The sequence below is a fragment of the Enterococcus sp. LJL98 genome (assembly GCF_054871745.1).
The window spans coordinates 38,164-53,138 of sequence record NZ_JBTXLU010000012.1; the positions used below are offsets into that span (position 1 = coordinate 38,164).

Sequence of the window (14,975 nt, forward strand, 5' to 3'; positions counted from 1 at the left end):
ACTTCTTTTACGAGCGATACAATCAAAGGAGGAAGAAAAATTGAAAAGAGGAGATGGGCTAAAATGATCGAATTTCAACAAGTGAGTAAGCAATATGGCGAGAAAAAAGCTTTGGAAAACTTAAACTTAACCATTCGACCGGGTGAAATTTTTGGTTTTCTTGGTCATAACGGTGCAGGAAAGTCTACGACGATTAAGAGTCTCGTTTCAGTTATCGAGCCAACTAGTGGCAAAATATTGGTAGACGGTCAAGAGTTAAGTCAAAATCGGTTAGCAATCAAGCAAAAAATAGGCTACGTCCCCGACACACCGGATTTATTTTTACAGTTGTCGGCAAGCGAGTACTGGGATTTAATTGCCGCAGCTTACGAGATGCCGCAAGAAAAAAAGGCCGCGCGGATAACCGAGTTGGCGACTTTATTTGATCTCTTGGACCACCAAGAAGCAGCGATTGGAAGTTTTTCGCATGGGATGCGTCAAAAGACGATTTTGATTGGAGCCTTATTACCCGACCCGGCAATTTGGGTGCTAGATGAACCAATGACTGGCTTAGACCCGCAAGCCGCGTATGATTTAAAGGAAATGATGAAGGCGCACGCAGCACGTGGCAATACGGTCATTTTTTCGACCCATGTGCTGGATACTGCGCAACAACTTTGTGATGAACTTGCTATTTTAAAAAAAGGGCGATTGATTTATCAAGGCAATACGGATGATTTATTGGCTCAATCCCCAGGAGAGTCTTTAGAAGCAATTTATTTACAAATGGCTGGTAGGAAAAGTGAAGTCGATATTCAAGTAGGCGGTGAAGGCAATGAATAAACAAAGGTTGTTGGCTTTAATGCGAACGTCTTTACTTTATACGAACCCTCAAGCGACCGATCAAGCTAGAAATAAAGGGAAATCAGGAAAAAAATTGACACGGAGCTTAATGTTTCAATATGTCTTTGTGGGGCTTTTGTTTACTGTCTTATATGGTGGCATGCTTTTTAACCTTGATTTTTCACAACTTCCAGGGTATTTCACCTTATATGTTGGCCTCTTTGGCTTATTGACGGTTTCTCAAGGCATTTCAGTCATTTATAATATCTTTTTCGAAAGCAAAGATTTAGCGGCCTATTTACCTTTACCCATTCGTCAGTCGGAAATTTTCTTATCAAAAATTTTAGTCGTGACCTTGACCGTTATTCCGTATCTTTTACCTTTACTCGTATTGTTTAGCTTAACCGCTTGGCAAGCAGGGCAATTACTCCTGGTGGCTGTCATTTTTGGTGTCCTTGTTTTTGTGTTGTTTGTTGGGATTTTGTTAGCTTTCTGTGCATTGATTGTTCTCGGGTTAACGCGGACAAAAATTTTTCGAAAACATAAAAAATTGATGACGACAGGCTTAATGTTTTTAACGACGATTTTGGCAGTTGTCGGTATTTTAATGATGCAATTATCAGAGACGACCGCTGAAGGGGGGAATGCCCTGATAAGCGACCGTGGAGAAATTCTTCCTTTTTCGCCAATCCATTGGGCGCTAAGTCAAACCTTTCGTGGGCAAGGATTGCTAGGTTGGGTGCTTTTAATCGGTGTTTTTTCCCTACTGGCTGTCTTGCTAAAAGTCTTTTTCTTACCACGTCTATATGAACAGTTAATCGAGATTTCTGCGACAGAAACCTTTCAAAAACGCAAACGTAAGGAACATCAAACGACGAAGCAACTCTTGCGTTCTTACAACTTGCAACTAATAAAAGAACCCAACATTGCCATGCAAGTATTATCAAGTTCATTGGTCTTACCCGTCGTCATGTTGGTGTCTGCTGGCGGCGTCATGACACGCTTGCTGGCGGATAGTCTTTCGTTACACTTTATCGGCGTTGTTTTTGTCGTTGGGCTCTTTGTGGCCTATATGTCTTGTAACCAAACGTCTTTTGTTGCCAACCTCATTTCACTGGATCGAGAAAATTATGACTTTATTCAAACCCTCCCTTTATCAAAAAAAACTTATTTAAAACAAAAATTCCTGATAGGGTTTGGGATTCAAGCGCTGTTAACAAGTGTCATTTTATTGGGGGCAGGCTTGTATTTGAAAATCTCTTGGATACTGTTGCTGGCAGCCTTGCTTGGTGGCTTACTGGGTAGTTATCTCTTAAGTTTGTTTTATTTTGCGCGTGACTATCGTCTGTTGTTGACCAATTGGACAAGTGTGACACAGCTCTTTCAAAGAGGGGGCGGCAACCTTTTAATGGGCCTATTGATTTTCGTAGGGATGTTCGTCGGCTTTGCCATCATTGGTGGTTATGCTTTTGCGACCGCCGTTTTGCCCTTTGCTCCCTTGACTCCGCTAGTACTTGGAGGCATTCTCTTACTTTCTGGAGGCATCCTCTATTTTTACCAGGTTCGCTTTTGGGAGCAATTAGAAAAATAGTTATCAGACGACAAAAACGCTGGTCAATCCTCCCTCGATTGGCCAGCGTTTTTGTTTATTTATTTATTTAAGGCTTGCGATGGTTTCATCAAATTCCTGTTTGATTGCAGCTAATTTGTCTGGATTTTCAAGCAATTCAAGAATTGTTAATGATAACCCTTGAGCGGCTTTAATCAATCCTTTTTTTCCATCAGGTGAAATGGTAGCATTGGCCATTTCAACGGTATGAGCATTGACTTCTTCTCCGCAAATTTTGATGAAACCTTGGATGGTTGGGCAGCGATAACTGACCGCGCCGACATCAGTTGAACCTGTTGCGACTTCATCTACGGGGTGAATGTCCGTTAATCCTAATTCTTCATATTTTTCGGTCAAGACGTCAGCCAATAAGTAGTTAATGACCGTGTCTTCATAGGGACATTCGTAGGTTGACGTTTGATAGGTTACGCCATTGGCAGCACAAATGCCATCAACCGCTTGAATCGCTTTATCTGTCATCGCTTTGGCATAGGCCATTGTCGGTGCCCGGAAGTAGTACTCAAGTGATGCATACGCTGGAATAACGTTTGCTGCTTCGCCACCGTCTTTTATCACACCATGAATATAGGTATGCGGGTTGGCGAATTGACGAATTAAGTTAATTTGCAAGTAACTCATGACAGCCGCATCTAGAGCGGAAGCCCCCGATTGAGGTTTGCAAGCATGGGCGTTCGTTCCAAAAAATTCAAATTTAATCGGATTTAAAGCAGACGAGCGACCGCCGACGCCATTATGGCTGCCTGGATGAACCATTAAAGCGACATCAACCTCATCAAAGACGCCAGCTTCGGACATACTGACCTTGCCGCCAAAATTTTCTTCTGCAGGTGTACCTACGACTAGTAGTTTACCGCCAAAGGAATCGATGATGCCTTTAATGGCTTCGCCTGTCGCTACGCCAATTCCGGCAATCAGGTTATGGCCGCAACCATGTCCGACTTCTGGTAGGGCATCAAACTCACACATGACTGCAATCGTGGGACCTGGTTTGCCTGTATCGTATTCACCAAGAAAACCAGTTGGAACGATATAACCAGAAGTGGTCTGAAACCCCGCCTGGTCTAAATAGTTTACGAGCAAGGCCATCGTTTCGAACTCTTCATTGCCAATTTCTGGATTGTCGTACATTGTTTGGACCAGCGCCATGTAATCGTCAATTTTATTTTCAATGGATGCTAAAATTGTTTCTTTGATCGTTTGAGTAGATGTTGTCATGTTCAATTGCTCCTTTATTTTTTATTCGACGGCTTCAACTGCAAGTTCGGTATATTCTTTCCGCCATTTTTCTAAGTTGCCATTTTCTAAGTTTTCTTGAATGACTTTGTTTGCCACTTCGATTAAGCTTGCGTTGTCATTGCTCTTTGGAAAGCCAATCACGTTTGTCGCGTATTTCTTATCGACATCTAAGTCAAAGGTTTCTTGTGGCAAAATCGTTAAATCAGGGAAGGTTGCTAACATTGGAATCACGTGTGAGGTTGACACTGTAATAACTTCGACGTCACCGGAGTTTAAAGCGAGAATGGCTGCATCCATTGTGCCAAATTGCTTAATTTTCTTTTCATCCGTGATGGTTGTCGCAAGTTCATACTGGATAGATCCGCCTTGCGCACCAACGGCTACTTTTGCTGCTTTTAATTCCTCTAAGTTTTGATATTTTTCGGCATTTTCTTTGGTCATTAAGACACCTTGGAAGCCATCAGCGGCCTCTTGTTGATAGCCATCAGAAAACTCCATGACTTGTCCTCTTTCATCCGTCCCTACAAAAGCTGCGATCCCTAAATCGACGCTTCCTGTTTGGATGTTTGCTAAAACACCATTAAAATCGGTTGGCTTAATTTCAAGTTCGACACCAATTTCATCCGCGATTGCTTGAATTAAGGCGATGTCGCTACCAACAATTTCTTTTTTACCATCTTTTAAAATATAAAACTCTGCGGGTGGAAAGTCTGGCGAAGTCGCCATCACGAGTTTACCAGCTGCTTTGATTTTGCTTAATTGATCGGTTCCAACCGCTGCGCTACTATCTGTTTTTTCATTGTTTTCACCGCTTCCGCAAGCAGCAAGTAAGATCAGTGATAAGAAGCCAACCATGGCTAATTTGATTTTATTTTTTTGTTTCATTTGTTTTCCTCCTAAGTAAGTGGTTTTTGTCTAAAAAGTAATTTGATCGAGAAAGGCTTTGGTTCGTTCTTCTTTTGGATGTTCAAAAATTTCAGTCGGTGTTCCTTCTTCAACGATGACCCCTTGATCGATAAAGAGTACACGCGAAGCGACTTTTTTCGCGAAATTCATTTCATGGGTAACAATGACCGTCGTTAAATGTCCTTTTGCTAAGGCTTGAATTACTAGCAAGACTTCTTTTACCATTTCCGGGTCTAATGCAGAAGTCGGTTCATCAAAAAGCATGACTTCAGGTTCCATCGCCAAAGCTCGAGCAATAGCAACCCGTTGTTTTTGTCCACCAGAAAGTTTATTTGGATACGTGTCTTTTTTATCCAAGAGGCCAACTTTTTGTAAGAGTTCTTCTGCAATTTTTGTGGCTTCAGCTTTGGATAAGTTTTTTAATTTCATTGGTGCAAGAATAATATTTTCTAAGACAGTCATATTCGGAAAGAGGTTAAAGTGTTGAAAAACCATCCCAATATGTTGACGAATTTGATCAATTTCTGTTTCTTTTAAATCTTTTTCGGTTAAGGATTGGTCTTTAAAGAAAACATCGCCACCGGTTGGTTGTTCCATTAAGTTCAAACAACGTAAGAAGGTCGATTTTCCTGAGCCAGAAGGCCCGATGATTGCAACGATTTCTCCTTTTTTAATTTCGGTTGTAATGCCTTTTAAAACTTTTAAATTGCCATAACTTTTTTGAAGCTTGCTTGTTTTAATCATAAATGCTTAACCTCTTTTCTAGTTGTTTCATTAAAGCAGTTAATGTGAATGTTAGGAAGAAGTAGATGATTGCGACAACAATTAAAGGTTCGAAAATGGAATAGGTGGAAGCTTTAATAATGTTGCTTGTATACATCACATCGAAAATCCCAACGACTGAAACAATCGAAGATTCCTTAATCATTGCAATAAACTCATTACCAAGACCAGGTAAAATGACTCGGATTGCTTGTGGAATAATGACTGCGTGCATCGTTTGTTTTCGACTAAGCCCAAGTGAACGTCCCGCTTCCATCTGGCCTTTATCAATGGCCTCTAAGCCGCCGCGTAGTAATTCGCAAATATAGGCGCCGGAGTTAATTGATAAAGCAACGACGGCAGTGAGAAATTCACGCGAACCATATGTTTCTCCCAAGAAGGGGAGAGCTGGAACGGTGAGCCCGATTAAAGGCAAACCATACAACCAAATGTATAGTTGAACGAGTAAAGGGGTTCCTCGAATAATTTGTGTATAAGCTGCTGCAATGGCTTGTAAGATTTTTTTCGGTGATTGTTGAAGTAAAGTTGCAAGCAAACCAATGATTGAACCTAGGAAAACAGTCATTAAAGAGAGGACGATCGTTACGATTGTTCCGTCAATGAAGGTGGGAATCCATTTGACCAGTTTGCCAAAATCAAGTGCGATTGCTGCGAATAAATAAAGATTCATAAAAGGCTCCTTTCGTAAATATTCATCAAAGTCTGTATATATGAATATTTCAGGGGTTAAATTTGTATAATATGTATAATAATCCTATTTAGAAAATAAAGCAAGCTTTTTTTGTATTTTTATTCAATTTTAAGTTAAAAATATTATATTTTATACAAAAAATGAATATGCGAGAAAGATGACAAGGGGGAAAAGATAAGGTACTCTTAGTAGAAGAAAGAAATTTAGGAGGAGAAAAAATGACACTTACTACAAGTTATCAATTAAACAATGGCATGGAAATTCCAATCGTTGGTTTCGGAACTTGGCAAACACCTGATGGAGAAGTGGCAGAAGAAGCGGTTTTAGCGGCTTTAAAAGCAGGTTATCGGCTGATTGATACGGCAGCAGTCTATGGAAATGAAGCATCAGTCGGACGAGCAATTAAAAAGAGTGGCCTGGCACGCGAAGAACTTTTCATTACAACCAAACTATGGAATGACCAACGAACGTATGAAGCGGCGCGCCAAGCGATTGATGAGTCACTCGAACGTCTAGGGTTAGATTTTATCGATTTGTATTTAATTCATTGGCCGAATCCTAAAGCGTATCGTGAGAATTGGCAAGCGATGAATGAAGCGTCTTGGCGTGCGATGGAAGAAGCGGTCGAAGCGGGAAAAATCAAAGCAATCGGTGTTTCGAATTTTCATCCGCACCATTTAGCGCCATTATTAGAAAGTGCTAAAATCAAGCCAGTCGTAAATCAAATCTACTTAAACCCGAGTGATCAACAAAAAGAACTGGTTGCCTATAATGAAAAACATCAGATTTTAAGTCAAGCCTATAGTCCATTAGGAACAGGTCAAATTTTCGAAATTGAGGAACTTCAAGAATTGGCAGACAAGTATCAAAAAACCATTGCACAATTGGTTTTACGTTGGAGTATACAAAAAGGGTTTTTGCCTTTACCAAAATCGGTCACAGAAGAACGAATCATTGAAAATACCATGCTTTTTGATTTTGAAATCACTGAGGCAGATATGAAAACCATCGACCAATTAGAAGGGCGCGCAGGAAGTGCTGGAAATCCAGATGAGAAGGACTATTAAAAAAGAGTCATTCGTTCGCCCAAACAAGCCATTTCTTTCGCATTCCTGTGAAGTGTAGTGCTTTTCCAAAAGTTCGACCGAAAAATCGAACTTTTGGAAGGCACTATTTTTATTCATTTTAACGTTTCGACGGAAGAAGGCAAGTGAAAAAAAGAAGGAGATTTATTTGAAAGAATCCTCGTTTCAGCGTATACTGCTCCATGTATCTTTTGAACGAGGAGGAGAAAAATGGATTTTTATCAAGCATTACAGTTGCCACCCTTGATGCTAAAACAGAAAATAAAAGAAGGGAAAAACCAAACTGAAAAACGTTTTTATCAAACAGCGATCGTGATTCGTTCTTTTTTGATGGTGGCTTTTTCCATTGCCTACATCTTATTGATGACCACACTTTTTGGACAGGAACAAAGCACGCTTGCCGTCGTGTTATTATGTATGTTGCTGAGCTTGCGCGTGGTTGATTTTGGTTATCGTGTAGAGCAAAGCTTACTTGGTTTGGCGGTCGTGTTTTTATTGCTTTTGTTTGCCCCTCAAGTGGCTGCAGAACTGCCACCAATCCTGCAATTTTTGTGTCATCTAAGTGCCTTATTTATAATTTTTTTGTTGACCAGTTATGATCGACAGTTGGGGAATCCTAGTTTGTATGGATTTTGTTATATTTTTTTAGTGGGAACCTTGCCGGGCAAAGAATTTTTTGCCAACCGAAGCCTGTTAATGTTTGGAACATATGTCTTTTTCGGTCTTATTTATTTCCGCAAACACCGTCATAAACATCGGAACTTGCATTTTCATCAACGTGTTTTTAGCGAGCGATTTTGGACGGAAAACAATCTTTTTTTGTTTTGTTTGGCTTTAGGAATTAGTCTTTTTTTCTTATTGATGGCGTATTATCCAATGGAACGTTCGATGTGGGCAGGATTTGCTTGTTCGTCCTTGTTAGCCGGGCAACGCAATCAACTCCGAAGTCGCTCAAAGGATCGTGTCTTGGGAGCCATCCTGGGTTCGTTGGGATTCTTTCTTTTGCTACTCGTGTTACCGGAAAAAGGATTCTTTTTAATTGGGCCCTTGGGTGGTTTTGCACTGGGACTGGTTACGACTTATCGCAACCAGACAATCATTAATTGTTTCGGTGCCTTGTATTTAGCCCGCCAATTTTATGCTGTCGAAGTTGCTGTTGGGTTGCGTATGTTCGCCAATCTCCTTGGAGTGGTATTCGCCTTAGGATATCTCTTGAGTCTGCGTTTGCTTTTTCAAGTAATTCAACCATTAAAAATACGTTTTTCAAAAGAAATCGACTAGTGAAAAAAAACGACAGGCTACGAGGCATCCATCTGAATCGAAACAAGGAAGCAAGAACCGTGATAAAAACCACGAGTCTTGTTTTTTTCTTTGGCATTTTGAAAAAAATGGGAGACAAAAGAATCAAGAAAGATCGAATAAACGAAGCATGCGTCGTTCGTTCTCAAGCCTCTTGCCAGAGGGGTATGTTATAATAAAAGAGAGTGTAAAATAAGATTGAAAGGGAGGTTTTTAAAATGGATGATTTAAAGCAATCCATTCAGACAGTGTTCAAAGGAGCTTTTCAAGCCGTTGCGACATTTCCTTCAGCTAGTATCAGTGCCTTTCTTTTCATGCTGACGACGATGGTTCGCATTCAAGTTGATGGGATGCAGGCAGAAAAATATCAATTGCTATTTAACAGTATTCATTGGTCTTTAGGTCTGTGCGCCTTATTTGGCTTGCTCTTAGTTACCTATCTTCGTGGAGCGGGAAAATCGGAAAAATTAATCGGAGGCGCGCAATGGTTGACCCCAGTTCTTTTTTTTCTCACCTTTTCTAGTTTGTATTTCTTTGGCAAAGTCCAACCGAGTCCAGATAGTTATCGAACGTATCCGTATTTGAGTGCTTTGACCAATGCACGGATGGGTATTTTGTATGGCATTCTTTTTATCGCTTTTCTCTTGGTTGCCGCTCGACCTAAAAAACAACCGAAGATGGCACGTGCTGTTTTTATGATCCAAAAAGGTCTTGTCGTGACAGGAATCTATGGCTTGGTTTTGTTTGCTGGAACGTCAGCAGTCGCAGGAGCCATTCAAGGGTTACTCTACCCAGCGATGAGCTTTAAAGTATATCAATATTTAGGCGCCATGGTTGGCTGGCTTACTTTTTTACTCTTTCTAGGGTATCTTCCTGACTTTACAAAAGATGAAAAGGATGCCAAAAGACAAGAAGCGGAAAGCCAATCGAAATTTACGCACTTCTTATTTTCTTATTTGTTCGTTCCAATTACGCTAGCATTAACCGTTGTTTTACTGCTTTGGGCGATAAAAATTTTATTCCAAGGTGTTGGCGATAATTTCTTAACACTTTCAAGTATTTCAACGAGTTATGTTGTCATCGGTATTTGGTTGCACTTAATGGTGCAAGAGGCCGACAACAAACTTGCCCGTTTTTATTGTCAGGTATATCCATGGGCGACCTTGTTAATTTTGGTGTTTGAAGGCTGGGCTCTGGTAACCCAACTTCGAGTATACGGCATGCAGACGACCGAATATTATTTTGTGCTTGTTTGGGTGGTGGCTTTGCTGGCAGTGATTTTGTTACTTTGGCAAAAAGACCAAGGTTATCCTAAAATTTTCCTGTTGCTAATGGCTGCCATGCTGTTTACTGTTTTACCACTTGTGGGCTATCAAAGCCTACCTATTCGCCTGCAAACGCAGCGCTTAGAGAACTTATTAATTGAAGCCAACATGTGGGAGTCAAATAAAATTATTCCAGGAAGTGAAACACTCGACCGTCCGTTAAGAGAAAAAATCACACTCTCGGCACAATTTTTAGCCCGACAAGAAGCCGAAAAAGTACCCACTTGGTTAACGATTTCGGCTTATGACAGTCAAAGCTTTGAGCAAGTCATGGGCTTTGCTCCAATTCGTCCAAGGCAAGACAGCCAGCCACCGGTGAAAGACGAGACGCAGAGCATGGATTTAAGACGTTCCGAGCAAGCCTTGAATATTCAACCGTATACTTGGCGTTTGACCTTGCGTTATGAAGAAAAACAAAAAGGGCAAGTCGCATCTTTTACCGGTCATGAAGGCGATTATGTGATTTCCTGGTTAGAAAATCAAGAAGAAAACCAAGTACCGCAGATAAAAATTACTTTGAATGAGCAAGAAATCGTATCGGAAAGTTTGGCTCCTTACTTGGAACAGTTATTGGCAGAACATCCGCTACAACCATTATCTGAACAAACGGAAGCGGTCCAATTAGACGACCTGGCCTTTCCATTTTCGAGTGATTACTTTGATGGAATCTTTGTTTTCAACGGCATTGAAGTACGACTAGATCCTAAAAAACAAGAAAAAACGTATTGGTTTGATATCGAAGGAATCTATGTAAATGAAAAAGAGTCAGACGATTAAGAAGCCCTTTTAACGAAAACGACAATCAACCGCAAGCATTCTTATAGACGGCTGACCGATGAAAAGAACTGTGTTTTTTGAAACAGTTCTTTTTTTTGAGTGAAGGAAAATGAAAGAGACAAAGAAGATTGCTTTTTCTCTTGAGTATGCTATTATTAGTAAACAAAAAGATGTTTAGTGGGGGTGTGAGGATGGCGACGATTCGTGATGTTGCAAAAGAGGCGAAAGTTTCTCCAGCAACAGTCTCTCGTGTCCTAAATAATGATCCAACGCTTTCGATTTTACCGGAAACCCGAGAGCAGGTCTTATTGGCAGTACGAAAATTGGATTATAGTTTGACCAAAAATAAAAAACGCGTGTCGGAAAAAAAGAAAATCATCTTGATTTTGGCCGTGACACGTGAAGATGAATCAGAAGATACTTACTATCGTTCCATTCGTAGTGGAATTATTGCAGAATGTCGAAAACAAAAAATCGACATTACCAAGGAAATCTTAGTTGAAGAAATCCCTCAATACGAAAGTGAAATCAAGCAGCAAAGTGGCATTCTTTCGATTGGAACGGTGGAGGAAACCGTGTTAGATTATCTAGGAAAAATCAGCCGCCAATTGGTTGTCCTAGATGATCCAAAGGCAAGCAGCGCCTATGATGCCGTCTATATCGATTTATCGGAAGCGACAAGAACGTTATTAGCTTATCTTTTTGAAAAGGATTATCGAAAAATCGGCTTTATTGGAGGCGTAGAAGGGCGTCGGAGCTTTCAAGGCAAGCAAGTGTTGGGCAATGAAGTCCGTTTTGAAACGTATTTGCGCTGGATGCATGAAAAAGGGTTAGAAGCCCACATTCAATACGAACTCGGTGAATGGACGGTCAAGTCGGGTTATGAGACGGCTCAACGCCTGCTTCAAAGAGAGCAACTGCCCAAAGCGCTTGTTGTCGCAAGTGACCCCTTAGCCATTGGTGTTTACCGGGCCTTAAAAGAAAGAAATCTCCGCATTCCCGAAGATATCGCAGTGGTGAGTTTTGATGATATCGAAGCAGCAGCCTTTTTAACGCCTGCCCTGACGACGGTGCGCTTTTTAGCAGATGATTTGGGGATGATGGGGGTACGAGTCTTACTTGATCGGCTGGAAAATGGCGAGCGCCACCCCGTTCGAGTGGTGATTCCAACAACGCTTTATGAACGAGAAAGCGGCTAAAAAAGAAGGAAGATTCATAGAGTTGTGACCACCGTCGCAGCTCTTTTTCTTTTTGTCTAAAATAAGCCTTGACAGAATAACTAGTAAACGATATAGTTAAACAAAAGTTACTTGTTTCATAAACAAGAAAGAGAAGGAGTGGGTATTTTGTTTACTACGCATCAAAAGTATGAAAATCCGAGAATTGTCGAGGAGAACCGAGAAGCGCCACGAGCAAGTTTTCAATCCTATCGAATGAAAGCGGCGTCATTTGTTGAAGGAAGTTCACCAGAGGATCGACGCTCCTTAAATGGGCAATGGGACTTTTTGTTGACGGACAGTCCGTTGGATGAACCAGCAGCTTTCTTCCAAGACACACGTCACTGGGAAAAAATTGAAGTCCCTGGAGAATGGCAAATGCAAGGATTTGGCAAACCAAATTATACAAACGTGCAATACCCTTTTCCAGTCGATCCACCTTTTGTACCAAATACGAATCCTACAGGCTATTACGTCCGAACTTTTGACATGACAAAGATCGAACCAGATACCCGATATTTGTTGCATTTTGCTGGTGTTGAGACCGTTTTTGATGTCTGGGTGAATGGCCAGTATGTTGGTTATGGAACGGGTAGTCGTTTGGCTTCCGAGTATGACATTAGCCACTATTTAATCGAAGGCACCAATCAGCTACAAGTCAAAGTCCTACAGTGGGCGGCCATGAGTTATGTGGAAGACCAGGACATGTGGTGGTTAAGTGGCATTTTTAGAGACGTTTATTTACTTGAACGTAAAAAAGGGGAAATCATTGATTACTTTGTCAAAGGTCATTTAACGAATGCCTATCGCGATGGGTTATTGGCGCTTGAAGTTGTCTTCCAAGAACTCTTGCCTCAAACAACCCTAATGATTCGTCTATGTAATACAGAAAATACAGAAATAGCCAGCGTAGAAGTGACACCAGAAAAATTGACGGAAACCTTTGAGTTAGAACTTGCGAATGTACAGAGTTGGAATGCAGAAGAGCCTTACCTTTATACCATGTATCTGGAAGTCTTTATCGCAGGTCAACTCTTACAAATGATTCCGCAAAAAGTCGGTTTTCGTGAAGTCGCAATTGAAGAAGGACTTTTGAAAATCAATGGGGAACCAATTATTTTTAAGGGTGTGAATCGCCATGAGTGGCACCCGACGAGTGGACGCAGTGTTTCTTTGGAATCGATGGAAGCAGATGTCCAAATGATGAAAGCGTTTAATATTAATGCAGTCCGGACGGCACACTATCCCAACGATCCGCGCTTTTATGCACTATGTGATCGTTATGGCCTTTACGTTATTGATGAAAATGACATCGAAACGCACGGAATGGAATTGGTGGGGCGTTGGCATGAATTAAGTGACAGCCCTGATTGGGAGCCAACCTATCTCGATCGGATGCAACGAATGGTCGAAAGGGATAAAAATCATCCTTCGATTATTATGTGGTCGCTTGGGAATGAATCTGGATATGGCGTCAATCATTTGAAAATGGCTAACTGGACGAAAAAAAGAGATGACACACGCCTTGTTCATTATGAGGGCGAAACGCGTGAAATTTTCTCGAAGAATTTAAGGACTGAAAATGAAGCGGGAGATCTTTATTCCACTATGTATACGTCATCTGAACGAATGGCCGAACAAGGGAAACGTGTCGAGCTGCAACAACCGCATATTTTATGTGAATACGGTCATGCGATGGGAAATGGTCCCGGCGGCTTAAAAGAATACCAAGAAATTTTTTATCGCTATCCACGAATTCAAGGTGGCTTTATCTGGGAGTGGATCGATCATGGAATCCAAGGAAAGACATCCGAGGGCGAAATCTACTACCAATACGGCGGTGATTTTGGAGAAACCCCGCACGACAGCAACTTTGTGATTGACGGACTCATTTTTCCCAACCGCCAACCTTCACCGGCGTTATTTGAATTTAAAAAAGTAATCCAGCCGGTTGAAGGAACATTTGATTTGGAAGCACGAAAATTCACTCTCATCAATCGCTATGATTTTAAAAATTTGCAAGAGCTACAACCTGTTTTTCTACTAAAACAAGAGGATCAATGCTTATTCGAACTCGAAATTCCGCCCTTTCATTTAGCTGCGCGGCATCAGTTAACACTTGATCTGCCAGAGGAAGTTTGTGCAGCGCTCGATCAACTCGATCAAATACAAGGAGAAAGTGTCTTGTCGCTCTTATTCTTTGAGAAGGAAGAAAAAAACCGGACATTCTTCCAAGCGGTCGCCTGGGAGCAAGTGGTTATTCACAGCTACCAACAGACGATTCAACCAGAAGAAACGTCGGTGACCGTCCATGAGACACCGACGACTGTTACAATTAAAACAAAGCAACTCAGCTTAACTTTTAATCGTCTGAATGGTCAATTAGAAAAATGGTTGAATGCACAAGAGGAAGTTGTTTTACAAAAGTTCACGCCGCATTTCTGGCGAGCGATAACCGATAATGATCGCTTGGGAATCGATGAATTTTTTGCCCCGGTAGTCTTAAAGGAATGGTTGTCTTATGGAGTGCATTTATTAGAAGAACGGCTGGTGGCATTTGACAATCAGGTGGAAGCCGACCAAGTGACCGTTCGCGTACAAAGTCGCATGATGCCGAAAACAAAAGATTGGGGAATCGAATTGACGACCACTTATCAAGTAACCGCAGACGATGCGCTAAAGATTCACGTGAGCGGGCAGCCATTTGGTAACCATCCAGCTACTTTGCCACGAATTGGGTGGCGCATGCAGCTACCAAAAGAACAACAGTTGGTGACCTGGTATGGGAAAGGACCAAATGAAAGTTACGTGGATAGTCAAACAGCCGGTTTTATTGATGTTTGGGAAAAATCCGTCCCTGAATTGTTTACACCCTACGTGAAACCACAAGAAAATGGCAATCGGATGGATACACGTCACGTAAGCATTCGAAATGCCGCAAAGACGGGTCTTTTCATCGAACAAGTCAGTCAACCCTTTCATTTTAGTATTCGTAATTACACGACAGAAATGCTTGATGCCGCCGAACACACCTATGACTTGAAAACGGCTGATTTTGTTGAGTTGACGATTGACTTTGCCCAATACGGATTGGGGTCGGCGAGCTGTGGACCCGATGTATTGCCGCAACATCGCCTGTCTTTAGCAGATTTTGAGTTTGGTTTTGCCTTGAAACAAATCACTAAATAAGAGGAGGAAAAAAAG

General features: G+C 41.4%; 11 protein-coding genes. 7 read left to right on the plus strand and 4 right to left on the minus strand.

What is annotated here, in order from left to right; translation table 11 throughout:
- The first annotated feature begins 63 nt into the window (after nucleotides 1-63).
- Nucleotides 64-822 (plus strand): ABC transporter ATP-binding protein, encoded by a 759-nt coding sequence (locus ACYSNO_RS10060; RefSeq protein ID WP_461730954.1) that lies wholly within the window; start codon nucleotides 64-66, stop codon nucleotides 820-822.
- Complete coding sequence (locus ACYSNO_RS10065) at nucleotides 815-2,413, plus strand: ABC transporter (RefSeq protein ID WP_461730955.1); 1,599 nt, start codon at nucleotides 815-817, stop codon at nucleotides 2,411-2,413. Before ACYSNO_RS10060 ends, ACYSNO_RS10065 begins: the two co-directional genes overlap by 8 nt.
- A gap of 63 nt (nucleotides 2,414-2,476) precedes the next feature.
- Here ACYSNO_RS10065 and ACYSNO_RS10070 read toward each other — a convergent pair whose 3' ends face one another.
- Genes ACYSNO_RS10070 through ACYSNO_RS10085 form a run of 4 tightly spaced genes read right to left on the minus strand, consistent with a single transcriptional unit; the run spans nucleotide 2,477 to nucleotide 6,047 of the window.
- Nucleotides 2,477-3,667, minus strand: coding sequence for a M20 family metallopeptidase (locus tag ACYSNO_RS10070; RefSeq protein ID WP_461730956.1), 1,191 nt, complete (start codon nucleotides 3,665-3,667; stop codon nucleotides 2,477-2,479).
- 21 nt (nucleotides 3,668-3,688) lie between these two features.
- Entirely contained in the window at nucleotides 3,689-4,573 is an 885-nt protein-coding gene (locus ACYSNO_RS10075; RefSeq protein WP_461730957.1) for a transporter substrate-binding domain-containing protein, read from the minus strand.
- A 30-nt stretch (nucleotides 4,574-4,603) separates the two neighbouring features.
- Nucleotides 4,604-5,338: an amino acid ABC transporter ATP-binding protein gene (locus tag ACYSNO_RS10080; RefSeq protein WP_461730958.1), complete on the minus strand. Its 735-nt coding sequence runs from the start codon at nucleotides 5,336-5,338 to the stop codon at nucleotides 4,604-4,606.
- On the minus strand, nucleotides 5,331-6,047 hold the full coding sequence (locus ACYSNO_RS10085; RefSeq protein ID WP_461730959.1) for an amino acid ABC transporter permease: 717 nt from the start codon (nucleotides 6,045-6,047) through the stop codon (nucleotides 5,331-5,333). The genes ACYSNO_RS10080 and ACYSNO_RS10085 overlap by 8 nt, the downstream gene beginning before the upstream one ends.
- A gap of 239 nt (nucleotides 6,048-6,286) precedes the next feature.
- Here ACYSNO_RS10085 and ACYSNO_RS10090 point away from each other — a divergent pair, with 239 nt between their 5' ends.
- From ACYSNO_RS10090 to ACYSNO_RS10110, 5 genes are all read left to right on the plus strand, one after another.
- On the plus strand, nucleotides 6,287-7,135 hold the full coding sequence (locus ACYSNO_RS10090) for an aldo/keto reductase (RefSeq protein WP_461730960.1): 849 nt from the start codon (nucleotides 6,287-6,289) through the stop codon (nucleotides 7,133-7,135).
- A gap of 228 nt (nucleotides 7,136-7,363) precedes the next feature.
- Nucleotides 7,364-8,434, plus strand: coding sequence for an FUSC family protein (locus ACYSNO_RS10095; protein ID WP_461730961.1), 1,071 nt, complete (start codon nucleotides 7,364-7,366; stop codon nucleotides 8,432-8,434).
- A 236-nt stretch (nucleotides 8,435-8,670) separates the two neighbouring features.
- Nucleotides 8,671-10,554 carry a hypothetical protein gene (locus tag ACYSNO_RS10100; RefSeq protein ID WP_461730962.1) on the plus strand — a complete coding sequence of 628 codons (1,884 nt, stop codon included), beginning with the start codon at nucleotides 8,671-8,673 and terminating at the stop codon, nucleotides 10,552-10,554.
- Between the two features lie 191 nt (nucleotides 10,555-10,745).
- Nucleotides 10,746-11,753 (plus strand): LacI family DNA-binding transcriptional regulator, encoded by a 1,008-nt coding sequence (locus ACYSNO_RS10105; RefSeq protein ID WP_461730963.1) that lies wholly within the window; start codon nucleotides 10,746-10,748, stop codon nucleotides 11,751-11,753.
- Nucleotides 11,754-11,900: 147 nt separating this feature from the next.
- Entirely contained in the window at nucleotides 11,901-14,960 is a 3,060-nt protein-coding gene (locus ACYSNO_RS10110) for a glycoside hydrolase family 2 TIM barrel-domain containing protein (protein WP_461730964.1), read from the plus strand.
- Nucleotides 14,961-14,975: the final 15 nt, after the last annotated feature.

Bases quoted from the DNA above. Each gene is read 5' to 3' on its own strand.
- ACYSNO_RS10060 (WP_461730954.1), top strand. From the start codon at position 64: ATGATCGAATTTCAACAAGTGAGTAAGCAATATGGCGAGAAAAAAGCT.
- ACYSNO_RS10065 (WP_461730955.1), top strand. From the start codon at position 815: ATGAATAAACAAAGGTTGTTGGCTTTAATGCGAACGTCTTTACTTTAT.
- ACYSNO_RS10070 (WP_461730956.1), bottom strand. From the start codon at position 3,667: ATGACAACATCTACTCAAACGATCAAAGAAACAATTTTAGCATCCATT.
- ACYSNO_RS10075 (WP_461730957.1), bottom strand. From the start codon at position 4,573: ATGAAACAAAAAAATAAAATCAAATTAGCCATGGTTGGCTTCTTATCA.
- ACYSNO_RS10080 (WP_461730958.1), bottom strand. From the start codon at position 5,338: ATGATTAAAACAAGCAAGCTTCAAAAAAGTTATGGCAATTTAAAAGTT.
- ACYSNO_RS10085 (WP_461730959.1), bottom strand. From the start codon at position 6,047: ATGAATCTTTATTTATTCGCAGCAATCGCACTTGATTTTGGCAAACTG.
- ACYSNO_RS10090 (WP_461730960.1), top strand. From the start codon at position 6,287: ATGACACTTACTACAAGTTATCAATTAAACAATGGCATGGAAATTCCA.
- ACYSNO_RS10095 (WP_461730961.1), top strand. From the start codon at position 7,364: ATGGATTTTTATCAAGCATTACAGTTGCCACCCTTGATGCTAAAACAG.
- ACYSNO_RS10100 (WP_461730962.1), top strand. From the start codon at position 8,671: ATGGATGATTTAAAGCAATCCATTCAGACAGTGTTCAAAGGAGCTTTT.
- ACYSNO_RS10105 (WP_461730963.1), top strand. From the start codon at position 10,746: ATGGCGACGATTCGTGATGTTGCAAAAGAGGCGAAAGTTTCTCCAGCA.